Source organism: Curtobacterium sp. MCBD17_032 (genome assembly GCF_003234855.1).
Classification (GTDB): domain Bacteria; phylum Actinomycetota; class Actinomycetes; order Actinomycetales; family Microbacteriaceae; genus Curtobacterium.
Genome location: NZ_QKTO01000001.1, coordinates 559,520 through 580,610, shown reverse-complemented (window position 1 = coordinate 580,610; position 21,091 = coordinate 559,520). Strand labels below are relative to the sequence as shown.

Sequence of the window (21,091 nt, the reverse complement as noted above, 5' to 3'; positions counted from 1 at the left end):
TCACTTACCTGACTTTCCGGCCTTGCGGCGCACGATCTCGCCGGCGTAGCGAACACCCTTGCCCTTGTAGGGCTCGGGCTTGCGCAGCTTGCGGATGTTGGCCGCGACCTCACCGACAAGCTGCTTGTCGATGCCGTTCACGGTGACCTTGTTGTTGCCCTCGACGGCGAAGCTGATGCCCGCCGGCGGGTTGACCGTGATCGGGTGGGAGTACCCGAGCGCGAACTCGAGGTCGCTGCCCTTGGCTGCCACGCGGTAACCGGTCCCGACGACCTCGAGGCCCTTGGAGTAGCCCTGGGTGACGCCGATGATCTGGTTCGCGATGAGCGAGCGCGTCAGGCCGTGCAGCGCGCGGGAGGAACGCTCGTCGTCCGGGCGGCTGACGAGGACCTGGTTGTCCTCGACCTTGGCCTGGATGGGCTCAGCGATGACGAGCGTGAGCTCGCCCTTCGGGCCCTTGACGGCGACGTTCTGGCCGTCGACCGAGACGGTCGCTCCGGCCGGGATGTCGATGGGGAGACGTCCGATACGAGACATGATCGATCACCAAACGTAGGCGAGGACTTCCCCACCCACGCCCTTCTGCTCGGCTTCGCGGTCGGTCAGGAGCCCCGAGGAGGTCGACAGGATCGCCACGCCGAGGCCACCGAGGACCCGGGGGATCTCGGTCGACTTCGCGTAGACGCGGAGGCCCGGCTTCGAGACGCGCTTGATGCCGGCGATCGAACGCTCGCGATCGGGGCCGTACTTGAGGTCGATGGTGAGGGTCTGCCCGACGCGGGCGTCCTCGACCTTCCACTCGCTGATGTAGCCCTCGCGCTTGAGGATGTCAGCGATGGTCTGCTTGAGCTTGGAGCTCGGAAGCGAGACGGCGTCGTGGTGCGCCGAGTTCGCGTTCCGCAATCTGGTCAGCATGTCTGCGACCGGATCGGTCATCGTCATGATGCGTTTCCGTTCTTCGTCCGGTTTCGACACCCGTTCCACGAGTGCCGACCTCGACGATCGAGGTGATCCCAGGGCGGTTCCCCGGGATCGGTGTGACTTCGTGCGAGCGGGCCGGAGGAGCAATCTCCTCCGGCCCGCACCGCCCGGAGTAGCTTAGACCGTCTGCTCGGCAGAACGGAACGGGAAGCCGAGCTGGCGGAGCAGCGCGCGGCCTTCGTCGTCCGTCTTCGCGGTGGTCACGACGGTGATGTCGAACCCACGCACGCGGTCGATGCGGTCCTGGTCGATCTCGTGGAACACGCTCTGCTCCGAGAGACCGAAGGTGTAGTTGCCGTTGCCGTCGAACTGGCGGTCGCTCAGGCCGCGGAAGTCGCGGATGCGCGGGAGCGCGAGCGACAGCAGGCGGTCCAGGAACTCCCACGCGCGGTCACCGCGGAGGGTGACGTGCGCGCCGATGGCCTGGCCCTCGCGCAGCTTGAACTGCGCGATGGACTTGCGGGCCAGCGTGACCTGCGGCTTCTGACCGGTGATCGCCGTGAGGTCCTTGATGGCGCCCTCGATGATCTTCGAGTCGCGCGCGGCCTCACCGACACCGGTGTTGACGACGACCTTGACCAGGCCGGGGACCTGGTTGACGTTCGCGTAACCGAACTGCTCGGTCAGCGCCGCCTTGATCTCGTTGCGGTACTTCTGCTTGAGGCGCGGCTGAACTTTCTCAGCAGTCGCGGCAGTCGTGTCGGTCATCAGAGCTTCTCACCAGACTTCTTGGCGTAGCGGACGCGGACGGTCTTCGTGACGCCGTCCTTCTCCACTTCTTCGTTGCGGTGACCGACGCGGGTCGGCGTCTTGGTCTTCGGGTCGACGATCGCGACGTTCGACACGTGGATCGGGGCTTCGTGCTGCTCGATGCCACCGGTCTTCGAACCGCGCTGGGTCTGACCGACGCGGACGTGCTTGGTCACGAAGTTGATGCCCTCGACGACCAGGCGGTCGCCGCGGACCTCGATGACCTTGCCCTGCTTGCCTCGGTCGCCGCCACGCTCCTGCGTGGCACCCGTGATGACCTGGACCAGGTCACCCTTCTTGATGTTCGCCATGGCTTACAGCACCTCCGGCGCGAGCGAGATGATCTTCATGAACTTCTTGTCACGGAGCTCGCGACCGATCGGCCCGAAGATACGGGTACCGCGCGGGTCGCCGTCAGCCTTGAGGATCACTGCCGCGTTCTCGTCGAACTTGATGTAGGAGCCGTCGGGACGACGGGTCTCCTTCTTGGTGCGAACGATGACCGCCTTGACGACGTCACCCTTCTTCACGTTGCCGCCGGGGATGGCGTCCTTCACCGTGGCGACGATGACGTCACCGAGACCGGCGTAGCGACGACCCGAGCCACCGAGCACGCGGATGGTCAAGATCTCCTTGGCACCCGTGTTGTCGGCGACCTTCAGGCGGGATTCCTGCTGAATCACTGCTGTCTCCTATTCCGAAGCGGGCCGAGGCCTACTTGGCCTTCTCGAGGATCTCGACCAGGCGCCAGCGCTTCGTGGCGCTGAGGGGACGGGTCTCGCTGATGACGACCAGGTCGCCGATGCCGGCGGTACCGAGCTCGTCGTGGGCCTTGACCTTCGACGTGCGACGGATGACCTTGCCGTAGAGGGGGTGCTTCACGCGGTCCTCGACCTCGACGACGATCGTCTTGTCCATCTTGTCGCTCGTGACGTAGCCACGACGCGTCTTCCGGTAGCCGCGGGTGAGGGCTGCGGAGTCCTTCTCTTCGGTCGCCATCAGTTCTCCTCGGCGGTCTCGGCCTCGGTCGACTCAGCCGGCTTCTCGGCCTTCTTCGACGACTTCTTGGCCTTCGGGGCGGTCTCGACGGGGGCGGGCGTGGCACGGATGCCCAGCTCGCGCTCGCGGAGCACGGTGTAGATGCGCGCGATGTCGCGCTTGACGGCACGGAGACGGCCGTGGCTCTCCAGCTGGCCGGTGGCCGACTGGAAGCGGAGGTTGAACAGCTCCTCCTTGGCCTTCTTCAGCTCGTCAGCGAGACGCTCGTTCTCGAAGGTGTCGAGCTCAGTGGGACGGAGCTCCTTGGAACCGATCGCCATTATGCGTCGCCCTCCTCGCGCTTGATGATGCGTGCCTTGAGGGGCAGCTTGTGGATTGCACGGGTCAATGCCTCGCGGGCGATCTCGTCGCTGACGCCGGCGAGCTCGAAGAGCACACGACCCGGCTTGACGTTCGCGACCCACCACTCGGGCGAACCCTTACCGGAACCCATTCGGGTCTCAGCCGGCTTCTTGGTGAGCGGGCGGTCCGGGTAGATGTTGATCCACACCTTGCCGCCACGCTTGATGTGACGCGTCATGGCGATACGAGCGGACTCGATCTGACGGTTGGTCACGTAGGCCGGGGTGAGCGCCTGGATTCCGTACTCACCGAAGGAGACCTTGGTGCCACCGGTCGCCTGACCCGAACGCTTCGGGTGGTGCTGCTTGCGGTGCTTGACTCGACGGGGGATAAGCATGGTTACGCCTCAACTCCTGCGCCGGCCGGCGCGTCCTGCGGGGCCTGCTGCTCGCGACGGTCGCCACCGCGCTCGTTGCGGTCGCCACGGGGGCCGCCGCCACGACGGTCGCCGCCACGACGCTCCGGGCGGGACGAACGCTGGTTCGCCTGCTCGCGAGCGAGCTCCTTGTTCGTGATGTCGCCCTTGTAGATCCAGACCTTCACGCCGATGCGGCCGAACGTGGTCCGGGCCTCGTAGAAGCCGTAGTCGATGTTCGCGCGGAGGGTGTGCAGGGGCACGCGGCCCTCGCGGTAGAACTCCGAGCGGGACATCTCGGCGCCGCCGAGACGGCCCGACACCTGGATGCGGACACCCTTGGCGCCGGCGCGCTGTGCACCCTGCAGGCCCTTGCGCATGGCGCGACGGAACGCGACACGAGCGGAGAGCTGCTCGGCGATGCCCTGCGCGACGAGCTGGGCCTCGGTCTCGGGGTTCTTGACCTCGAGGATGTTGAGCTGGATCTGCTTCTTGGTGAGCTTCTCGAGCTCGCTCCGGATGCGCTCCGCCTCGGCGCCGCGGCGACCGATGACGATGCCGGGACGCGCGGTGTGGATGTCCACGCGGACGCGGTCACGGGTGCGCTCCAGCTCGATGCGGGCGACGCCCGCGCGGTCGAGGGTCTTCGTCAGGAACTGACGGATCTTGACGTCCTCGGCCACGAAGTCGGCGTAGCGCTGACCCTTCTTCGTGCTGTCGGCGAACCAGTGGGAGATGTGGTCCGTCGTGATCCCGAGACGGAAGCCGTACGGGTTGACCTTCTGGCCCATTACTTGCTCGCCTTCTTGCTCGTCGCGGCGGCCTCGGCCTCATCCGGCGTCGCGAGGACGACCGTGATGTGGCTCGTGCGCTTGTTGATGCGGAAGGCGCGGCCCTGAGCACGCGGCTGGAACCGCTTCAGGGTCGTGCCCTCGTCGACGAAGACGCTGCTCACGTAGAGGTCGCGCTCGTCGAGGAAGCTGTTCGTCGAGTCCGCCTTGACACGTGCGTTGGCGATCGCCGAAGCGACCAGCTTGTACACGGGCTCCGAAGCGCCCTGCGGGGCGAACTTCAGGATGGCGAGCGCCTCGTGGGCCTGCTTGCCGCGGATCAGCTGGATGACGCGACGGGCCTTCTGAGGCGTGACGCGGATGTGTCGCACGCGTGCGATCGACTCCACCATTTCGTTCCTCCTCTGCGTCGCCGCCCTAGCGGCGACGGCCCTTCTTGTCGTCCTTCACGTGGCCGCGGAAGGTGCGGGTCGGCGCGAACTCGCCGAGCTTGTGACCGACCATCGACTCGGTGACGAACACCGGGATGTGCTTGCGGCCGTCGTGCACCGCGATGGTGTGACCGAGCATGTTCGGGACGATCATCGACCGACGCGACCAGGTACGGATCACGTTCTTGGTGTTGGCCTCGTTCTGCGTGACGACCTTGCGGAGCAGGTGCTCGTCGACGAAGGGGCCCTTCTTCAGACTGCGTGGCATCTTCGGAACTCCTACTTGCGCTTCTTGCCGGCGTTACGGCGACGGACGATGAGCTTGTCGCTCGGCTTGTTGGGCTTGCGCGTGCGGCCCTCGGCCTGGCCCCAGGGGCTGACCGGGTGACGACCACCGGACGTCTTGCCCTCACCACCACCGTGCGGGTGGTCGACCGGGTTCATCGCGACACCACGCACGGTCGGGCGGACGCCCTTCCAGCGCATGCGGCCGGCCTTGCCCCAGTTGATGTTCGACTGCTCGGCGTTGCCGACCTCGCCGATGGTGGCACGGCAGCGGGCGTCGACGTTGCGGACCTCGCCCGACGGCAGACGGAGCTGCGCGTAGGGGCCGTCCTTGGCGACGAGACGCACCGAGGCACCGGCGGACCGGGCCATCTTCGCGCCGCCACCCGGGCGGAGCTCGATCGCGTGGATCACGGTACCGACGGGGATGTTGCGCAGCGGCAGGTTGTTGCCCGGCTTGATGTCCGCGCCGGGGCCCGTCTCGACGACGTCGCCCTGCTTGAGCTTGTTCGGGGCGATGATGTAGCGCTTGGTGCCGTCCACGAAGTGCAGGAGCGCGATGCGCGCCGTGCGGTTCGGGTCGTACTCGATGTGCGCGACCTTCGCGTCGACGCCGTCCTTGTCGGCACGACGGAAGTCGATCACGCGGTACTGGCGCTTGTGGCCACCACCGATGTGACGCGTCGTGATGCGGCCCGAGCTGTTCCGGCCACCGGTCTTCGGCAGCGGACGGAGCAGGGACTTCTCCGGGGTCGAACGGGTGATCTCGGCGAAGTCGGCGACCGAGGAGCCGCGACGACCGGGGGTCGTGGGCTTGTAGTTACGAATAGCCATGATTTATCCCTCTGGTCCTCAGCCGACAGCCGTGAAGATGTCGATCGAACCGGACTTGAGCGTCACGATGGCGCGCTTGGTGTCCTTGCGCTTGCCGATCCCGAACTTGGTCCGGCGGGTCTTGCCCGGACGGTTCAGCGTGTTGATGCCGGCGACCTTGACGTCGAAGATCTTCTCGATCGCGAGCTTGATCTCGGTCTTGTTCGCACGGGGGTCCACGAGGAACGTGTACTTGCCCTGGTCGATGAGGCCGTAGCTCTTCTCCGACACGACCGGCGAGATGATGATGTCGCGCGGGTCCTTGTTGAAGCCGCTCATGCGGTGATCTCCTTCGCGGTCTTCGACGCGATGAAGGCGTCGAGGGCGCTCTTGCTGAAGACGACGGCGTCCGCACGGAGGACGTCGTAGGCGTTCAGCTGGCCGTACGAGAGCGCGTGGACGTTCGGCAGGTTGCGGATCGACTTGAGCGTGAGCTCGTCGCCCGACTCGAGCACGACGAGCACGTTCTTGACGGGCGCGACCTTCTCGATGAGCGTGCGGGCGACCTTCGTCGACGGCGTCTCGGCCGCGATGAAGCCCTCCACAGCGGAGATGCGGCCACCGCGGGCGCGGTCCGAGAGCGAGCCGAGCAGGGCTGCGGCGATCATCTTCTTCGGGGTGCGCTGCGAGTAGTCGCGGGGGGTCGGTCCGTGAACGACGCCACCACCGGTGTGCTCCGGAGCGCGGACCGAACCCTGACGGGAGCGGCCGGTGCCCTTCTGCTTGAACGGCTTGCGACCGGCACCGCGGACTTCGCCACGGTTCTTGGTCTTGTGGGTGCCCTGACGCGCGGCTGCGAGCTGCGCGGTGACGACCTGGTGGATCAGCGGGACGTTGGTCTCGACGTCGAAGATCGCTGCGGGGAGCTCGACGGTGCCGGACTTCTCACCCGAGGCGTCCAGGACGTCGATCGTGGTTGCGGTCGTGGTGGCCATGATCACTTACCCTTCACGGCGGTGCGGACGAAGACGGAACGGCCACGAGCACCGGGGACGGCGCCCTTGACGAGCAGCAGACCCTTCTCGGCGTCGACGGCGTGGACCGTGAGGTTGAGGACGGTCACGCGGTCGCCACCCATCCGACCGGCCATGCGCATGCCCTTGAAGACACGCGACGGGGTCGAGGAGGCGCCGATCGAACCGGGCTTGCGGTGGTTGCGGTGCGAACCGTGCGAGGCGGAGACACCGGCGAAGTTGTGACGCTTCATGACACCGGCGAAGCCCTTGCCCTTGCTGGTGCCGACGACGTCGACCTTCTGGCCCGCCTCGAACAGGTCGACCGTGAGCTCCTGGCCGAGTGCGTACTCGGCGGAGTCGTTCGTCCGGATCTCGGTGAGGGTGCGGCGCGGGGTGACCCCGGCGGCCTCGAAGTGGCCGGCGGCCGGCTTGTTCACCTTGCGGGGGTCGATCTGGCCCGCGGCGATCTGGATCGCCTCGTAGCCGTCGCGCTCGACGTTGCGGATCTGGGTGACCACGTTCGGGCCGACCTCGATCACGGTGACGGGGATGAACTTGTTGTTCTCGTCCCACACCTGGGTCATCCCGAGCTTCTTGCCGAGGAGGCCCTTGACGGTCTTGGTTGAGTTCGCCATGAGTTCCAGCCCCCTTACAGCTTGATCTCGATGTTGACGTCCGCCGGGAGGTCGAGTCGCATGAGCGAGTCGACGGCCTTCGGCGTCGGGTCGACGATGTCGATGACCCGCTTGTGCGTGCGCTTCTCGAAGTGCTCGCGCGAGTCCTTGTACTTGTGGGGAGAACGGATCACGGGGATCACGTTCTTCTCGGTGGGGAGCGGCACCGGGCCGACCACGGTCGCACCGGCACGGGTCACCGTGTCGACGATCTTCCGGGCCGACGTGTCGATGACCTCGTGGTCGTACGACTTGAGCCGGATGCGGATCTTCTGTCCCGCCATGTGTTTTCCTGTCCTCTCTGCGCCGCGCACCCGCAGGCCGCCTGACGCCGCCGGGACTCCGCTGTCGCGTGCCCGGCTGTTTACGTGAACCACCGGCTCCGCCCGGAGGGGATGACCGCTGTTCTCCTGTCAACCGCGCGGGGGCCTCAGCCACCCGGGCGGACATGTCGTCACCCACACCGGGCACTGTCGCGCCGTGGTGCTCGAGGATGACGATCGTGTTCTGCTGCCTGCGGCCCAACCCAGCCCTGCTGGACAGGGGGGTTGTGCACTGCCAGAGCAGTGACCCTGCGGGCGCGAACGCCCGCGGAATTTCGGAACCGGACAAGTCTCCCATAGGCCCCGCGTGCGTGCAACCCGGGCGTGTCGCGATCCGAGCGGCGTGTCGGCGACGCTCCCCCGGGTCTCCCGGGACGGCCGTGACGGGCACCTCGTGCGAGCGCATCCGGCCTGGAGGCCCGCCCACGTCCGCCCGCGACGCGCGTCCGGCGGGCGCTCGCCACCACCCTCCCGGAGCGGCGCTGCGCGCCGCTGCTAACCTTCGCGCATGCCGGAACCCGAAGTGCTCACCGACCCGTCCGATCCCGCGGTGCAGCGTCTCGCCGACCTCGCGAAGCCCTCGCGCGGTGCCGTCCGCACCGCGATCGTCGAGGACCTCGAGCCCCTCGTGCAGGCCCTCCGAGCCGGCGTGCGGTTCGTCGAGGTGTACGGGGAGTCGAGCCGGGAGTTCCCGAGCCAGCTCGCCGCGCTCTGCAGCGAACACGGGGTGTCGGTCCGGCTCGTCGACCCGGCCGTCCTGACCAGGGTGTTCCGCTCCGAGAAGCGTCCGAAGGTCTTCGGCGTCGCGAACGTCCCGGCACCGGCCCGCTTCTCCGCCCTCGCCGAGGGCACCGGGGACGTGCTCGTCCTGGACGGCGTGAAGATCGTCGGCAACATCGGTGCCATCGTGCGCACGGCCGTCGGCCTCGGCGCACGAGGCGTCGTGCTCGTCGACAGCGACCTCCCCACGATCGCCGACCGTCGTGTCGTGCGCGCCAGCCGCGGCCACGTGTTCTCGGTGCCGGTCCTGCTCGAGACCCGCGAGCGCGTCGCCCGGTGGCTCGGCGAGTCCGGGCTCCGCGTGGTCGACGTCGACATGGACGGCACGCTCTCCCCCGAGTCGATCGGCGACCTGGACGAGGACGTCGCACTGTTGCTCGGCGCCGAGAAGACCGGGGCGTCCGACGTGCTGCAGGACCTCGCCACGCAGACCGTGTCCGTGCCGATCGACGGCCGGGTGGAGTCGCTCAACGTCTCCGTCGTCGCCGGGATCGTGCTCTACGCGCGCTCCCGTCGGCACCGCTGACCCCGCTGACGCAGCAGGTCCACCGGACGCACGACGCCCCGGCTCCCACACGGGAGACCGGGGCGTCGGCATGTCCGGGACGTCGCGTCCGGCGTCAGTCCTCGGGCAGCGGCGGGACGAACCACGGCGGGAACACGGCGACACGTGGCGACGGTCCGCCCTGCTCGGCGAAGACGGCCTTGACCTGCTGGCGGACACGGTCGTTCGGCACGCCCACGAGCGCGACCGAGGACAGCGGGACCCGCGGGCCGGCGAGCAGTTCGACCCCGTGCATGGACGGGTCGGTGATGTCGGTGCGGCGGAGGAGGTTCGTCGCGGCCTCCGGACCGACGGCGAAGCGGACGTCCGGGTCCTCCGCATCGGTGTCCGCGAGGATCACCGACGCACCGAACGCGGTCGTGGGGACCACGAGCACCACGAACTCCGTCGCGCGGGTGCGCCGGGCGGTGTCGGACCAGCGCTCCTCCTCCGCGCCGGACCGGAGCTCGTCCCAGCGTCGCGCGTCAGGCGAGAGGGTGAAGGGCACGTGGCCGGCCACGCTGGAACCGTCCGGAGCGACCGCCGCACGCCGGGCCTCCCGGGTGGCCGCGGCGCTGACGTCGACGGACGGCGCGGCCTGGTCGGCGGCGAGGATCGCGCCCTCGGCGACGATCGACGCCAGGTTGTCCACGTGCGTGACGTGGTGCGCCCGCAGTGCGGCGAAGTCGCGGGTGGCGGGCAGGGTCGGCTCGACCGCCTTCCCGGCGGCGTTCGTCGGGGCGGAGCGCAGCGACGTCGTCACGCGCGTGCGCCGCGGCGCCGGGGTCTTGGTGATGGTCTCCGGGTCACGCTGCCGTGGGGAGCAGATGTCGCAGAGCTCGATGGGGAAACCGTGGATGCACTCGTCGGTCACGACTGATGGGTCCTTCCGTGCCTCGTGGGGTGGGCGGGCACGACCACCAACGCTACGTCATCCGGGAACCGCGGGCGACCGGTCACGTCACTGCCGGTAGAGCAGGGCCCGGACCTCGGCCTCGGCGGCGTGCAGTCGCGCCGGGTCGATCGTCTCACCATGCTCGTACGCGTCGAGCAGCCGCGGGTCGATGTAGCTCTGGCGGGCGACGGTCGGGGTGTTGCCGAGGACCTCGCTCGCGGCCTTCACCGCGTGCGAGATCGCCTTCTTGCGCTTCGCCTGACTCGACAGGACACCGGTCCGGGCCAGGTCGACCGCGGCCGCGACCGTGCCGTGTAGCGTGCGGAAGTCCTTCGCGGTGAACTCCTCCCCCGCACGCTCCTTGACGTAGGCGTTGATGTCCTCCGCCGTCACCGGCTGCCAGTCGTCCCCCCGCCGCTCGCGGAAGGAGAGCAGGCGGGCGTTCGCACCGCGGCGCTTCATCCCCACCAGGACCCGGGCGAGGTCCGCGTCGTGGATCGTCGACGACCATGCCTGGTGGCTCTTGCCGGGGAACCCGAGCTCGATGTCGTCCCCGGAGATGTGGGCGTGTGAGCAGAGCAGTGTCGACAGGCCGTGGCTGCCGTGCTCGGTGGCGTACCGCTCGGACCCCACACGCAGCGAACCCTGGTCGAGCATCCGGAACGCAGCAGCGAGCGCCCGACGACGATCCGGGTCCGGGCGACGCAGGTCCTGCGTCACCATCCGCCGGGCAGCCGGCAGTGACTCGGCGAGGGCGAGGGCGCGGTCGTACTTGATCTTGTCCATCCGGTCACGCCACGACGGGTGGTACATGTACTGCCGGCGACCGGCGCCGTCGATGCCCGTGGCCAGGATGTGGCCGTTCTCGTACGGGGAGATCCACACGTCGTCCCACGCCGGCGGGATCGCGAGGTCCTCGAGGCGCTGCCGCACCTCCGGGTCGGCGACCGTCGTGCCGTACGGGTCGCGGTAGGAGAAGCCCTTGCCGCTGCGGACGCGGTGGTACCCGCGACCCTTGGTCGAGGAACGGCGCAGACGTGTCACGACCCGATGCAACACCCTCGGCACTGCCGGACGCTGCAGGAACGTACCCCGCGGGCGGCCCCTGCCGCCTCGCCCGCTGCGGAGACGACGAAGAGCGGGGCCGGACCCGAAGGCCCGACCCCGCTCTCGTGGAGCAACCGGAGTTACTTGATGATCTTCTCGACCGTACCGGCGCCGACCGTACGACCACCCTCACGGATGGCGAAGCGGAGGCCCTCCTCCATGGCGATCGGCTGGATCAGCTCGACGGTCATGGCGACGGTGTCACCGGGCATGACCATCTCGGTGCCCTCGGGCAGCGTGATGACGCCGGTGACGTCCGTGGTGCGGAAGTAGAACTGCGGACGGTAGTTCGCGTAGAACGGGTTGTGACGACCGCCCTCTTCCTTGTTCAGGATGTACGCGTTCGCGGTGAACTCGGTGTGCGGCGTGACCGAACCCGGCTTCACGACGACCTGGCCGCGCTCGACGTCCTCGCGCTTGAGGCCACGGATGAGCAGACCGGTGTTGTCACCGGCGACTGCCTTGTCCAGCAGCTTGCGGAACATCTCGATGCCCGTGACCGTGGTCTTCTGGGTCGCCTTGATGCCGACGATCTCGACCTCGGAGTTGATGTCGAGCTCACCGCGCTCGACACGGCCGGTGACGACGGTTCCACGACCGGTGATCGTGAAGACGTCCTCGATCGGCATGAGGAACGGCTGGTCGGTGGCGCGCACCGGGTCCGGGACGTTCTCGTCGACGGCGGACATCAGGTCCTGGACGGACTTGACCCACTTCTCGTCTCCCTCGAGCGCCTTGAGCGCCGAGACCTGCACGACGGGGGCGTCCTCGTCGAACTCCTGCGAGCCGAGGAGCTCGCGGACCTCGAGCTCGACGAGCTCCAGGATCTCCTCGTCGTCCACCATGTCGGCCTTGTTGAGGGCGACGACGATGTAGGGGACGCCGACCTGACGGGCGAGCAGGACGTGCTCACGCGTCTGGGGCATCGGACCGTCGGTGGCGGCGACCACGAGGATCGCGCCGTCCATCTGGGCCGCACCGGTGATCATGTTCTTCACGTAGTCGGCGTGACCAGGAGCGTCGACGTGCGCGTAGTGGCGCTTGTCGGTCTGGTACTCGACGTGCGAGATGTTGATCGTGATGCCGCGCTGGCGCTCTTCGGGAGCGTTGTCGATCTGCGCGAAGTCGCGGGCCTCGTTGAGGTCCGGGTACTGGTCGTGCAGAACCTTGGTGATCGCCGCCGTGAGCGTGGTCTTGCCGTGGTCGACGTGACCGATGGTTCCGATGTTGACGTGCGGCTTGGTCCGCTCGAACTTGGCCTTGGCCACTGTGGGTCCTCCTCAGGACTCGGATGCGTCGCCCCCGGCAGGACCTTGGTCGGCCCTGCGCTGTTGGCGCGCGGTGTGTGTGTCTCTACTTTACTTGGTGACGAGGGGCCCGTCGCCGGGCACCCTCGCCTGGGGATGACGCTGGAGCGTCAGGCCCCGGTGCTCTTCTGGATGATCTCGTCCGCCACGTTGCGCGGGACCTCGTTGTAGGTCTCGAACACCATGGAGAAGACAGCACGACCAGAGGTCTTGGAGCGCAGGTCGCCCACGTACCCGAACATCTCGGACAGCGGGACGCTCGCGCGGACCACCTTGACGCCCGACGCATCGGTCATCTCGGAGATCTGACCGCGACGCGAGTTCAGGTCGCCGATGACGTCGCCCATGTACTCCTCGGGCGTACGGACCTCGACGGCCATGATCGGCTCGAGCAGCACGGGACCGGCCTTGCGGGCCGCTTCCTTGTACGCGATCGAACCGGCGATCTTGAACGCCATCTCGGACGAGTCGACGTCGTGCGCCGCGCCGTCCTTGAGGATGGCCTTGACACCCACGGTCGGGAAGCCGGCGAGCACGCCCACCTGCATCGCGTCCTGGATACCGGCGTCGACCGACGGGATGTACTCGCGCGGGACGCGACCACCGGTGACGGCGTTCTCGAACTCGTACACCTTCTCCGCGGTGACGGGCATCGGCTCGAGCGCGATCTGCACCTTCGCGAACTGACCGGAACCACCGGTCTGCTTCTTGTGGGTGTAGTCGTAGCGCTCGACGACCTTGGTCAGGGTCTCGCGGTAGGCCACCTGCGGCTTGCCGACGTTCGCCTCGACCTTGAACTCGCGCTTCATGCGGTCGACGAGGATGTCGAGGTGGAGCTCGCCCATGCCCTTGATCGTCGTCTGACCGGTCTCGGCGTTGAGCTCGACGCGGAACGTCGGGTCCTCTTCGGCGAGCTTCTGGATCGCGGTGGAGAGCTTCTCCTGGTCGGCCTTGGTGTTCGGCTCGATCGCGACCTCGATGACCGGCTCCGGGAACGTCATCGACTCGAGGACGACCTGGTTCGACGGGTCGCACAGGGTGTCACCCGTGGTCGTGTCCTTGAGGCCGATGACCGCGTAGATGTGGCCGGCGGTGACCGAGTCGACCGGGTTCTCCTTGTTGGAGTGCATCTGGAAGATCTTGCCGATGCGCTCCTTCTTGCCCTTGGTCGAGTTGATGACCTGGGCGCCGGAGTCGATGTGACCGGAGTACACGCGGACGTAGGTGAGGCGACCGAAGAACGGGTGCACCGCGACCTTGAACGCGAGGGCCGAGAAGGGCTCGGTCGCCTCCGGCTTGCGGATGATCTCGACCTCTTCGTCCTTGACGTCGTGGCCGATCATCGGCGGGACGTCGAGCGGCGACGGGAGGTAGTCGATGACCGCGTCGAGCATCGGCTGCACACCACGGTTCTTGAACGCCGAGCCGCACAGGATCGGGTAGACCTCGGAGTTGATCGTCAGCTTGCGGATCGCGGCCTTGATCTCGTCCTTGGAGAGCTCTTCGCCACCGAAGTACTTCTCGAGCAGCGCGTCGTCGGTCTCCGCGACACGCTCGACGAGCTTGGCGCGGTACTCGTCCGCACGGTCCTTGAGGTCCGCGGGGATCTCCTGGACCTCGTACTGGGCACCCATGGTGACGTCACCCTTGGCATCGCCCGGCCAGACCTTGGCGTGCATCTCGATCAGGTCGATGACACCGACGAAGTCGTTCTCGGCACCGATCGGGAGCTGGAGCACGAGCGGCTCCGCACCGAGGCGGTTGATGATCGTGTCGACGGTGAAGTAGAAGTCCGCACCGAGCTTGTCCATCTTGTTGACGAAGCAGATGCGCGGGACGTTGTACTTGTCCGCCTGACGCCACACGGTCTCGGACTGGGGCTCGACGCCCTCCTTGCCGTCGAAGACGGCGACCGCGCCGTCGAGGACGCGGAGCGAGCGCTCCACCTCGACCGTGAAGTCCACGTGGCCCGGCGTGTCGATGATGTTGATCTGGTTGTTGTCCCAGAAGCAGGTCGTCGCGGCCGACGTGATCGTGATGCCGCGCTCCTGCTCCTGCGCCATCCAGTCCATCGTGGCAGCGCCGTCGTGGACCTCACCGATCTTGTGCGTGATGCCCGTGTAGAACAGGATGCGCTCGGTCGTCGTGGTCTTGCCGGCATCGATGTGCGCCATGATGCCGATGTTGCGGACCTTGTTCAGGTCGGTGAGCACGTCCTGTGCCACAGGTTCCTCCGAGAGAGTTGTAGGAGAGGGTGGCGGCCGTCCGGGTGCCGCGGCTGTTGGCCGAGGCACCCGGACGGTGCCGGATGACTACCAGCGGTAGTGCGCGAAGGCCTTGTTCGACTCGGCCATCTTGTGGGTGTCCTCACGGCGCTTGACCGCGGCACCGAGACCGTTCGACGCGTCGAGGATCTCGTTCATGAGACGCTCGGTCATCGTCTTCTCGCGGCGGGCCTTGGCGTACGAGGTCAGCCAGCGCAGGGCGAGCGTGTTCGCACGGTGCGGCTTGACCTCGACCGGGACCTGGTAGGTCGAGCCACCGACACGGCGGCTGCGGACCTCGAGGGTCGGACGGACGTTGTCGAGCGCCTTCTTGAGCGTCGTGACGGCGTCCTGGCCGTTCTTGGAGGAGACCCCTTCGAGCGCGTCGTAGACGATGCGCTCGGCGAGGCCCTTCTTGCCGTCGAGGAGGATCTTGTTGACGAGCTGGCTGACGACGGGGGCGCCGTAGACCGGATCGGCGACGACGGGGCGCTTCGGGGCGGGACCCTTACGAGGCATCTAACTCAACCCTTCTTCGCACCGTAGCGGCTGCGGGCCTGCTTACGGTTCTTGACGGCCTGGGTGTCCAGGGCACCACGGATGATCTTGTAGCGCACACCCGGGAGGTCCTTCACACGACCGCCGCGGACGAGCACCATCGAGTGCTCCTGGAGGTTGTGGCCCTCACCGGGGATGTAGGCCGTGACCTCGGTGCCGTTCGAGAGCTTGACACGAGCGACCTTGCGCAGTGCCGAGTTCGGCTTCTTCGGGGTGGTGGTGTAGACGCGGGTGCACACGCCACGCTGCTGGGGGTTCGCCTTCAGGGCGGGCGCCTTGGTCTTGACGACCTTCGGCGTACGACCCTTGCGAACGAGCTGCTGGATGGTAGGCAACTGTTCTCCTGGTTCTTCGCTCGTGCTCTCTGGCCGACGCGGTCCGTCGGCTTCCTCATCCCACGCAGACCGCCGCCTGACGGCGACGGGAGATGGGGGATGGAGTGATCAGGAGGCCGGAGGCCTGCTGGATCTGGGCGCGCCCGAAGGCGCACACCCGGGAGAGCCTAGCCGCCACGCCCGACGAAATCAATCCACGGTGGCCCCGACGGCGGGCCGTTCGCCGTGGGCGTGGACCGGTCGGGGACGGGGCCGAGGACGCTCAGGAGCCGGAGTCGGTGCGGCCGTTCGCGACCGCCGCGACGAAGGTCGCGCCACCGTCGCCGAAGCCGGTGATCCAACCGGACGCGTTGACGTCGATCGGGCCGGCCGTCGCGGTCCCACGTCCGCTCGGACCGGTGAACTCCGCGCTGAACGTGGCCGACCCCGGAGCGCGGGTCTCGACGAGCCACCCCTTCGACGACCACGCACCGACGCTGACCGACGGCCGGGTGTCGAGCGTCCACTTCTGGTTCGTGTACGTGTTCGCCGGGTTCTCGCCGTAGGCGTAGAAGCTGCACCCGTCGGGCGTGGCCGTCGGAGCCGCCACGCAGCCGTCCACCCAGGCGTCGACGGCCTTCGTCGCGGCCTGCTGCCCGGCGTCCGTCAGGGTCGTGGTGAGCACGACCGGGGTCCCGGCCGTCCCGAACCCCGGCACGGCGGCCGTCGCTGCGTCGGCGGCGAACCACTCGCCGCCATCGGTCGCCACCTCGTACGAACCCGGGAACGCCCGCAGCGCGACCGCTCCGAGGTCGTCCGTCGTCGCGTCCGCTCCGGCGACCTGCACCGTGCTCGCCGTCGGGCCCTGCACGACGACCTCCACCGAGCCGAGCGACGGCGGCTGCAGCTCCCAGACGGGGAACACGCCCCAGTCCGTGCCGGTGCGCTCGAGCTCGAACGTGGCCGGGACGCTGCGGCCGGCCTGGGTCAGGAGCGCCCGCACGGTCGCGTGGTCGTCGCCCTGGTCGACCGAGGTGATGCGGTGCGCCGTGACCTTGTCGTCCGCCTTCGCGTAGGCGGCGTCGGTGAGGAGCACGTCGTCGTCATCGCGGTCGATGCCTGCCGCGTCGAGCGCGTCGGAGAGCCGACCGTCCTCCACGTCCTGCAGGAACGCCTGCACGGGGCGCTCCGCCGAGTGGCTGTCCGAGCCGACCGACCAGCCGATCCCACCCGCGACGACGAGGAGCACGAGCGCGGCGGCTCCGGCTGCGATGCCGATCACCGCGCCCTTGCGGAGCCCCCGGCGCGGTCGACTGCCAGCGGCTCCGGGAGCGCCGGCCATCGGGTGGTGCGGGGCCGGGTGCAGCGCGGGTGCGGTCATCACCGCGGGCAGCGCCCGGTCGCCACGGAGGGTGTCCGCCCCCGGCACCGACTCCCAGCCCCGCGAGTCGTCAGGTCCGTCGGTCATGGGTCCCCCAAGATGCCGTCGTTCAGCTCGTCTCCGGAATTGTACCGAACCCTGCGGGCGCGGGCCGGGCCTCCCTTCAGTCCTGTGGACGGATCGGGGACGACTGCTGGCCCTGTGGACGGGTGCCCTGCCACCGGACCGCGGAGATGCCCGCGACGACCGTGACGAGCGCGACGACGACCCCGCCGACCACGAAGGGGCTGAGGGCGTAGCCCGCGGGGAAGACGAGCAGTTCGGCGGCGTCGGAACGGACGAGGGCGTAGCCGACCGCGCCCACGCCCAACATGACGAGGTACGTCGTCGCGGCGGCGACGAGGCCGGTGACGACCGGGTTCCCCTCGCGAGCGCCCATCGCCGTCGCGAGGAAGACGGCGACGGCGGCGCCGACGACCATCGCGGGGCCGAGGTAGGGGGTGGCGTCTGCCTGCCGGATCGCCTCGACGTCGGCGAGCAGGGCCTCGAAGCCCGTCACGGCGATGACGAGCGCGATGAAGAGGACGGACGCCATCGTCGCCACCAACCACCGGGACATGCGCCGATCGTAGCGCTCCGCGGGGGTCCGGGTCCGGCGGCTACGGGGCGTCGGCCGGTTCCGGTCGCGCGGTCTCCTGCTGCGCGGCCTCCTGCTGCGCGGCGTGCTGCTGGTGCGCCGCCTGGACGAGCGCGAGGGCGATGGTCGCCGTGATGACCGGGACCGTCTCCGTCATCGGCGCGGGCGCCTCGGTCCCGGTGACACCCGTGGCGTCGCCGGCCGTGCCGTCGCCGGCCGGGAGGCTCGGGGTCGGCTCCGGCACGAGACCCGCCTCGGGCGCGTGCTCCTTCTCCGGCCGGTGGTCGGCCTCGGGCTGGTGGGCCGCCTCGGGCTGGTGGGCCGCCTCGGGCTGGTGGCCTGCCTCCGGCTGGTGGTCGCGGAGTGCCGGGCCGACCACCGGCAGGACCGCCGTGGTGGTCGGGGGTTCCGCGTGCAGCTCGGGGGCCGGATCCGCTCCGGCCGCCGTGCCCCGGCGCCGACGGGCCACCATGCGGACGAGGACCACCGCAGCCACGGCCGCCCAGATGCTGTTCACGATCGTGGAGGGGACGGCGTGGTGCGCGGCCACGTTCACGGCGATCGCGACACCGCCGACCAGGTTGAACAGCTGGTAGACCGGGCCGTTCGCGATCTTCCCGAGTGAGAAGAGGACGTACCCCACGAGGACCGTGACGGCCCCGAACCAGCCGAGGAACTCCACGACACCGACCAACACGAGCGACTCCGGGCACGACGAGGGACGCCCGTTCCGAGGGACGTCCGAGAAGGAGATGAGCAGCCGCGAGCGCGGGCCCGACCAGCATCGTAGAGGCACGGGACGCCCCGACGGAAGTGGGTCCCGCGTGGCGGCGGGACCCCGTCCGGGGGGCGTTCGGTGGAGGTGCGGGTCAGCCGGCCGGGGCCGCCGCCGGGGAAGCCGTCGGGCTGGCCTCCGTGTCGCCGGACGGGTCCGACAGCACGTAGACGAAGCCGGAGAGCGACCACGCCTGAGCGGTCATCGGGGGCGCGTCCTCGTCCGCGTCGGTCGCCGCGATCCGGTTCACCAGGAAGAGGCGGTCACCGCCCTGCACGGCCTTGGTGAAGGCGAGCGCCTGGTCGTACGAGCCGGCGATCGCCACCGTGACCGGCATGACGGTGAAGTTCGTCCCCGTGATCGCCGGGTCCGTGACCGGGACCGGCGCGGTCGGCACCGCCGGGGTCGCTGCTGCGCTCGGCGTCGCGGTCGGGGCCGGCGTCGCCGCCGTCGCGCTGCTGCCTCCGTCGGCCCCGTCAGCCCCGTCGGTCGCCGTCGGCCCGACGTACGGCTGGGCGTCACCGATCGTGATCGTCGTGATGCGGACGCCGGCAGCGGTCGCGGAGCCGTCGAGGGCCTTCAGGAAGGGCGTGGTGTCCTCGGACGACGGGATCGAGGCGCGGAGGGCGGCGAGTTCCGCCTTCGTGGTCCCGAGGTCACCGGCTGCCTTCGCCAGGCGCGCGAGCTCCGCCTGGTTCGCCTCGTTCGTGCTGTCGATCGCCTCTTGCTGCCGGCCGTTGTCGGCGGACTGGGCGAGCAGCGGCTGGACGCCGAGGAACCACCCCCCGGCGAGCACGGCCACCGTGACGACGAGCGCGATCACGAGTGAGAGCTTGTTCTTGTTCACCGGTCGGCTCCCTCGGTGTACTTGCCGTCGTAGGCCTGGTCGTCGAGGGCGAGTTCGACGACCGCCGTGTAGTCGCCGGAGTCCTCGTCGAGCGAGATGGAGGAGATCGACGACCCCGCGTAGCCGACGACCGAGGACAGGCGGTCCTTCCAGTCCGGGACCGACGGGATCGTCGTGGTCTGCACCGTCAGCGTCATGGTGGCGATCCGCGGGCCCTGCAGCGGCACGGTCGACTGCTCGAACACCTGGGTCGCGTCGGCCGAGTCGATCGTCATCGCGGTGATCCCGACGCCCGCCGGGAGCGCGGCTCGGACGCCGGAGAGGGTCGCGGCCCAGTCGACCTCGGTCGACCCACCGACCGCCTGCGCGGATTCGAGGAGCTGCGTGTCCGCCTCGGTGGACCGGACCTCGGCGTAGCGCTGCTGCTGCGCGAGCAGGGACGAGGTCGCTTCCTGGGCTGCCGTGAGCGACGACGCCGAGTCGAGCTGGTGCGCGACCGCGGCACCGGTGCCCAGCAGCACCACCGCCACGGCGACACCGACCCCGATCCACGCGCGGCGGGCCGTGGTGCGCTCCCGGCGGTCGACGTGCACCTCGACGGGCAGCAGGTTGACCCGCGGTTCGCGGATGGTCGTCATGGCGGACGACCGGCCGGCCTTCGGGGCCTTCCGGGGTGCGCTCGATGCGACGGTGTCTTCGGACTCCGCGCGCGACGGGCCGCGACCCGCGCGCTTCGTGAACGGCAGGCCGACCGGCCGCCCCTGTGCGCTGGTCATGCTGCTCTGCTCCCGACTGCGAGTCCGTACGCGACGGCGATGGCGTCCCCGTGCTCTGCCACGTCCTCCGGTCGGATCGACCGCGAGGTGGCGACACCCGTGAACGCCGTCCCGAGCTCGACGGGCAGCCGGGTCTGGTCGGCGAGCGCTTCGCGGAAACCGATCAGGCGTGCGCCGCCGCCCACGAGGACGATCTGCCCGACCGGCTCGGCGGGGCGGGTGTTCGTGAAGTAGTTGATGGTGTTCCGGAGGCTCGCGATCAGCTCACCGGCAGCGTCGTGGGTCGCCGCGATGGCACGGGCGTCGTCGACGGTCCGCCCGCCCGGCCCGAGCCCGAGGTGGCGCTTGACCGCCTCGGCCTGGTCGAAGGGGATGTCGATGCGGCCCGAGAGCGACTTGGTGATGTCGGTGCCACCGCTCGGGATGATGCGCACGAACTGCGGGATGCCGTTCGTCGCGAGGACGACGCTCGTGGTGTCGGCACCGAGCTGCACGAGGGCGACCGTGCCGGGGCGCTCCTGCCGGCCGACCAGCACCCGTGACAGCGCGAACGGGATGAGGTCGACTCCGACCGGGTTCAGCCCGGCCAGTTGGACGGCCCGGACGTTGGCGAGCACGGCGTCCTTGATGGCCGCGATGAGCAGCCCGTGCACCACGGGGCCGTTCTCGCCGTGGCTCTCGGAGGTCGGGTAGAAGTCGAGGATCGCGTCCACGACCGGGACGGGGAGCATGTCCTGCACCTGGAAGGGCAGGCTCTCGCGGATCTGCGCGATCGGTGCCTGCGGGACGGTCAGGTCACGGGAGAGCACGCGCTGGTTGCCCATCCCGAGCACGACGTTCCGCGAGCGGAACCGGCCGAGCTGCCAGAGCTGCCGGAGCGCTGCGGCGACGGTGTTCGGCTCGAGGACCTCACCGCGGCTCACCGCTCCCTCGGGGGTCGGTACCTCGGCGAACCGCACCAGCGTCGGTCGAGCGCGGTCCGCGTCCGCGACCTCGACCGCGCGGATCGACGACCCGGCGATGTCGACGCCGACGATGCTCTTGCTCATGCTGCTGCTCTCGGTTCTGTGGGGGTCATGTCAGGTG

General features: G+C 69.0%; 29 protein-coding genes. 1 reads left to right on the top strand and 28 read right to left on the bottom strand.

The annotated features are described in order from the left end of the window. From rplF to rpsJ, 16 genes are all read right to left on the bottom strand, one after another. Complete coding sequence (rplF, locus tag DEI91_RS02885) at positions 1-537, bottom strand: 50S ribosomal protein L6 (RefSeq protein WP_111050814.1); 537 nt, start codon at positions 535-537, stop codon at positions 1-3. Between the two features lie 6 nt (positions 538-543). Beyond that, on the bottom strand, positions 544-942 hold the full coding sequence (gene rpsH / locus DEI91_RS02880; RefSeq protein WP_110824235.1) for a 30S ribosomal protein S8: 399 nt from the start codon (positions 940-942) through the stop codon (positions 544-546). A 156-nt stretch (positions 943-1,098) separates the two neighbouring features. Beyond that, complete coding sequence (gene rplE, locus DEI91_RS02875; protein ID WP_110824236.1) at positions 1,099-1,689, bottom strand: 50S ribosomal protein L5; 591 nt, start codon at positions 1,687-1,689, stop codon at positions 1,099-1,101. After that, a complete protein-coding gene (rplX, locus tag DEI91_RS02870) occupies positions 1,689-2,042 on the bottom strand; it encodes a 50S ribosomal protein L24 (protein ID WP_111050813.1) in 354 nt (117 codons plus the stop codon). The genes rplE and rplX overlap by 1 nt, the downstream gene beginning before the upstream one ends. A gap of 3 nt (positions 2,043-2,045) precedes the next feature. Further along, on the bottom strand, positions 2,046-2,414 hold the full coding sequence (gene rplN, locus DEI91_RS02865; protein WP_110824238.1) for a 50S ribosomal protein L14: 369 nt from the start codon (positions 2,412-2,414) through the stop codon (positions 2,046-2,048). 31 nt (positions 2,415-2,445) lie between these two features. After that, positions 2,446-2,730 carry a 30S ribosomal protein S17 gene (gene rpsQ, locus DEI91_RS02860; protein ID WP_110824239.1) on the bottom strand — a complete coding sequence of 95 codons (285 nt, stop codon included), beginning with the start codon at positions 2,728-2,730 and terminating at the stop codon, positions 2,446-2,448. Continuing rightward, positions 2,730-3,050: a 50S ribosomal protein L29 gene (gene rpmC / locus DEI91_RS02855; protein ID WP_110824240.1), complete on the bottom strand. Its 321-nt coding sequence runs from the start codon at positions 3,048-3,050 to the stop codon at positions 2,730-2,732. Before rpmC ends, rpsQ begins: the two co-directional genes overlap by 1 nt. Further along, positions 3,050-3,469, bottom strand: coding sequence for a 50S ribosomal protein L16 (gene rplP, locus DEI91_RS02850; protein ID WP_111050812.1), 420 nt, complete (start codon positions 3,467-3,469; stop codon positions 3,050-3,052). Before rplP ends, rpmC begins: the two co-directional genes overlap by 1 nt. Positions 3,470-3,471: 2 nt before the next feature. Continuing rightward, positions 3,472-4,278: a 30S ribosomal protein S3 gene (gene rpsC / locus DEI91_RS02845; protein ID WP_110824242.1), complete on the bottom strand. Its 807-nt coding sequence runs from the start codon at positions 4,276-4,278 to the stop codon at positions 3,472-3,474. Beyond that, entirely contained in the window at positions 4,278-4,670 is a 393-nt protein-coding gene (gene rplV, locus DEI91_RS02840; RefSeq protein WP_110903567.1) for a 50S ribosomal protein L22, read from the bottom strand. The genes rpsC and rplV overlap by 1 nt, the downstream gene beginning before the upstream one ends. A 25-nt stretch (positions 4,671-4,695) precedes the next feature. After that, complete coding sequence (gene rpsS, locus DEI91_RS02835; RefSeq protein WP_017885529.1) at positions 4,696-4,977, bottom strand: 30S ribosomal protein S19; 282 nt, start codon at positions 4,975-4,977, stop codon at positions 4,696-4,698. A gap of 11 nt (positions 4,978-4,988) precedes the next feature. Continuing rightward, complete coding sequence (gene rplB / locus DEI91_RS02830; RefSeq protein ID WP_110824244.1) at positions 4,989-5,828, bottom strand: 50S ribosomal protein L2; 840 nt, start codon at positions 5,826-5,828, stop codon at positions 4,989-4,991. Between the two features lie 18 nt (positions 5,829-5,846). Continuing rightward, positions 5,847-6,146: a 50S ribosomal protein L23 gene (rplW, locus tag DEI91_RS02825; RefSeq protein ID WP_110824245.1), complete on the bottom strand. Its 300-nt coding sequence runs from the start codon at positions 6,144-6,146 to the stop codon at positions 5,847-5,849. Then, positions 6,143-6,802 carry a 50S ribosomal protein L4 gene (rplD, locus tag DEI91_RS02820; protein ID WP_111050811.1) on the bottom strand — a complete coding sequence of 220 codons (660 nt, stop codon included), beginning with the start codon at positions 6,800-6,802 and terminating at the stop codon, positions 6,143-6,145. Before rplD ends, rplW begins: the two co-directional genes overlap by 4 nt. A gap of 2 nt (positions 6,803-6,804) precedes the next feature. After that, positions 6,805-7,458 (bottom strand): 50S ribosomal protein L3, encoded by a 654-nt coding sequence (gene rplC / locus DEI91_RS02815; RefSeq protein ID WP_111050810.1) that lies wholly within the window; start codon positions 7,456-7,458, stop codon positions 6,805-6,807. A gap of 14 nt (positions 7,459-7,472) precedes the next feature. Next, positions 7,473-7,781, bottom strand: a complete 309-nt coding sequence (gene rpsJ, locus DEI91_RS02810) for a 30S ribosomal protein S10 (protein ID WP_110824248.1) — start codon at positions 7,779-7,781, stop codon at positions 7,473-7,475. Positions 7,782-8,328: 547 nt separating this feature from the next. On the opposite strand from rpsJ, the gene DEI91_RS02805 reads away from it, so the two are divergent. Further along, positions 8,329-9,126 carry a TrmH family RNA methyltransferase gene (locus DEI91_RS02805; protein WP_220038026.1) on the top strand — a complete coding sequence of 266 codons (798 nt, stop codon included), beginning with the start codon at positions 8,329-8,331 and terminating at the stop codon, positions 9,124-9,126. 94 nt (positions 9,127-9,220) lie between these two features. Here the strand turns inward: DEI91_RS02805 and DEI91_RS02800 are convergent, their stop codons facing one another. The 12 genes from DEI91_RS02800 to pilM form a co-directional block, all read right to left on the bottom strand. Continuing rightward, positions 9,221-10,018: a DarT ssDNA thymidine ADP-ribosyltransferase family protein gene (locus DEI91_RS02800; RefSeq protein WP_111050809.1), complete on the bottom strand. Its 798-nt coding sequence runs from the start codon at positions 10,016-10,018 to the stop codon at positions 9,221-9,223. A gap of 87 nt (positions 10,019-10,105) precedes the next feature. After that, positions 10,106-11,083: a DNA topoisomerase IB gene (locus DEI91_RS02795; protein ID WP_111050808.1), complete on the bottom strand. Its 978-nt coding sequence runs from the start codon at positions 11,081-11,083 to the stop codon at positions 10,106-10,108. 143 nt (positions 11,084-11,226) lie between these two features. Next, positions 11,227-12,414: an elongation factor Tu gene (gene tuf / locus DEI91_RS02790; protein WP_110824252.1), complete on the bottom strand. Its 1,188-nt coding sequence runs from the start codon at positions 12,412-12,414 to the stop codon at positions 11,227-11,229. 149 nt (positions 12,415-12,563) lie between these two features. Then, positions 12,564-14,678 carry an elongation factor G gene (gene fusA / locus DEI91_RS02785; RefSeq protein WP_111050807.1) on the bottom strand — a complete coding sequence of 705 codons (2,115 nt, stop codon included), beginning with the start codon at positions 14,676-14,678 and terminating at the stop codon, positions 12,564-12,566. Positions 14,679-14,765: 87 nt separating this feature from the next. After that, the gene (gene rpsG, locus DEI91_RS02780) at positions 14,766-15,236 is read right to left on the bottom strand and encodes a 30S ribosomal protein S7 (protein WP_110824254.1); all 471 of its coding nucleotides are present in this window, start codon (positions 15,234-15,236) and stop codon (positions 14,766-14,768) included. 5 nt (positions 15,237-15,241) lie between these two features. Continuing rightward, positions 15,242-15,610 carry a 30S ribosomal protein S12 gene (gene rpsL, locus DEI91_RS02775; RefSeq protein WP_058728453.1) on the bottom strand — a complete coding sequence of 123 codons (369 nt, stop codon included), beginning with the start codon at positions 15,608-15,610 and terminating at the stop codon, positions 15,242-15,244. Positions 15,611-15,872: 262 nt separating this feature from the next. Then, a complete protein-coding gene (locus tag DEI91_RS02770; protein ID WP_111050806.1) occupies positions 15,873-17,057 on the bottom strand; it encodes a hypothetical protein in 1,185 nt (394 codons plus the stop codon). 76 nt (positions 17,058-17,133) lie between these two features. After that, entirely contained in the window at positions 17,134-17,589 is a 456-nt protein-coding gene (locus tag DEI91_RS02765; protein WP_111050805.1) for a DUF6121 family protein, read from the bottom strand. Between the two features lie 40 nt (positions 17,590-17,629). After that, positions 17,630-18,304 carry a hypothetical protein gene (locus DEI91_RS02760; RefSeq protein ID WP_111050804.1) on the bottom strand — a complete coding sequence of 225 codons (675 nt, stop codon included), beginning with the start codon at positions 18,302-18,304 and terminating at the stop codon, positions 17,630-17,632. 172 nt (positions 18,305-18,476) lie between these two features. After that, positions 18,477-19,229 (bottom strand): hypothetical protein, encoded by a 753-nt coding sequence (locus DEI91_RS02755; protein ID WP_111050803.1) that lies wholly within the window; start codon positions 19,227-19,229, stop codon positions 18,477-18,479. Then, positions 19,226-20,005, bottom strand: coding sequence for a hypothetical protein (locus DEI91_RS02750; protein WP_111050802.1), 780 nt, complete (start codon positions 20,003-20,005; stop codon positions 19,226-19,228). The genes DEI91_RS02755 and DEI91_RS02750 overlap by 4 nt, the downstream gene beginning before the upstream one ends. Then, positions 20,002-21,054 carry a type IV pilus assembly protein PilM gene (gene pilM / locus DEI91_RS02745; protein WP_111050801.1) on the bottom strand — a complete coding sequence of 351 codons (1,053 nt, stop codon included), beginning with the start codon at positions 21,052-21,054 and terminating at the stop codon, positions 20,002-20,004. Before pilM ends, DEI91_RS02750 begins: the two co-directional genes overlap by 4 nt. Between the last annotated feature and the right edge of the window lie 37 nt (positions 21,055-21,091).

Coding starts and splice junctions, on each gene's coding strand:
- rplF (WP_111050814.1), bottom strand. CDS start 537: ATGTCTCGTATCGGACGTCTCCCCATCGACATCCCGGCCGGAGCGACC.
- rpsH (WP_110824235.1), bottom strand. CDS start 942: ATGACGATGACCGATCCGGTCGCAGACATGCTGACCAGATTGCGGAAC.
- rplE (WP_110824236.1), bottom strand. CDS start 1,689: ATGACCGACACGACTGCCGCGACTGCTGAGAAAGTTCAGCCGCGCCTC.
- rplX (WP_111050813.1), bottom strand. CDS start 2,042: ATGGCGAACATCAAGAAGGGTGACCTGGTCCAGGTCATCACGGGTGCC.
- rpsQ (WP_110824239.1), bottom strand. CDS start 2,730: ATGGCGACCGAAGAGAAGGACTCCGCAGCCCTCACCCGCGGCTACCGG.
- rpmC (WP_110824240.1), bottom strand. CDS start 3,050: ATGGCGATCGGTTCCAAGGAGCTCCGTCCCACTGAGCTCGACACCTTC.
- rplP (WP_111050812.1), bottom strand. CDS start 3,469: ATGCTTATCCCCCGTCGAGTCAAGCACCGCAAGCAGCACCACCCGAAG.
- rpsC (WP_110824242.1), bottom strand. CDS start 4,278: ATGGGCCAGAAGGTCAACCCGTACGGCTTCCGTCTCGGGATCACGACG.
- rplV (WP_110903567.1), bottom strand. CDS start 4,670: ATGGTGGAGTCGATCGCACGCGTGCGACACATCCGCGTCACGCCTCAG.
- rpsS (WP_017885529.1), bottom strand. CDS start 4,977: ATGCCACGCAGTCTGAAGAAGGGCCCCTTCGTCGACGAGCACCTGCTC.
- rplB (WP_110824244.1), bottom strand. CDS start 5,828: ATGGCTATTCGTAACTACAAGCCCACGACCCCCGGTCGTCGCGGCTCC.
- rplW (WP_110824245.1), bottom strand. CDS start 6,146: ATGAGCGGCTTCAACAAGGACCCGCGCGACATCATCATCTCGCCGGTC.
- rplD (WP_111050811.1), bottom strand. CDS start 6,802: ATGGCCACCACGACCGCAACCACGATCGACGTCCTGGACGCCTCGGGT.
- rplC (WP_111050810.1), bottom strand. CDS start 7,458: ATGGCGAACTCAACCAAGACCGTCAAGGGCCTCCTCGGCAAGAAGCTC.
- rpsJ (WP_110824248.1), bottom strand. CDS start 7,781: ATGGCGGGACAGAAGATCCGCATCCGGCTCAAGTCGTACGACCACGAG.
- DEI91_RS02805 (WP_220038026.1), top strand. CDS start 8,329: ATGCCGGAACCCGAAGTGCTCACCGACCCGTCCGATCCCGCGGTGCAG.
- rpsG (WP_110824254.1), bottom strand. CDS start 15,236: ATGCCTCGTAAGGGTCCCGCCCCGAAGCGCCCCGTCGTCGCCGATCCG.
- DEI91_RS02770 (WP_111050806.1), bottom strand. CDS start 17,057: ATGACCGACGGACCTGACGACTCGCGGGGCTGGGAGTCGGTGCCGGGG.
- DEI91_RS02765 (WP_111050805.1), bottom strand. CDS start 17,589: ATGTCCCGGTGGTTGGTGGCGACGATGGCGTCCGTCCTCTTCATCGCG.
- DEI91_RS02750 (WP_111050802.1), bottom strand. CDS start 20,005: ATGACCAGCGCACAGGGGCGGCCGGTCGGCCTGCCGTTCACGAAGCGC.
- pilM (WP_111050801.1), bottom strand. CDS start 21,054: ATGAGCAAGAGCATCGTCGGCGTCGACATCGCCGGGTCGTCGATCCGC.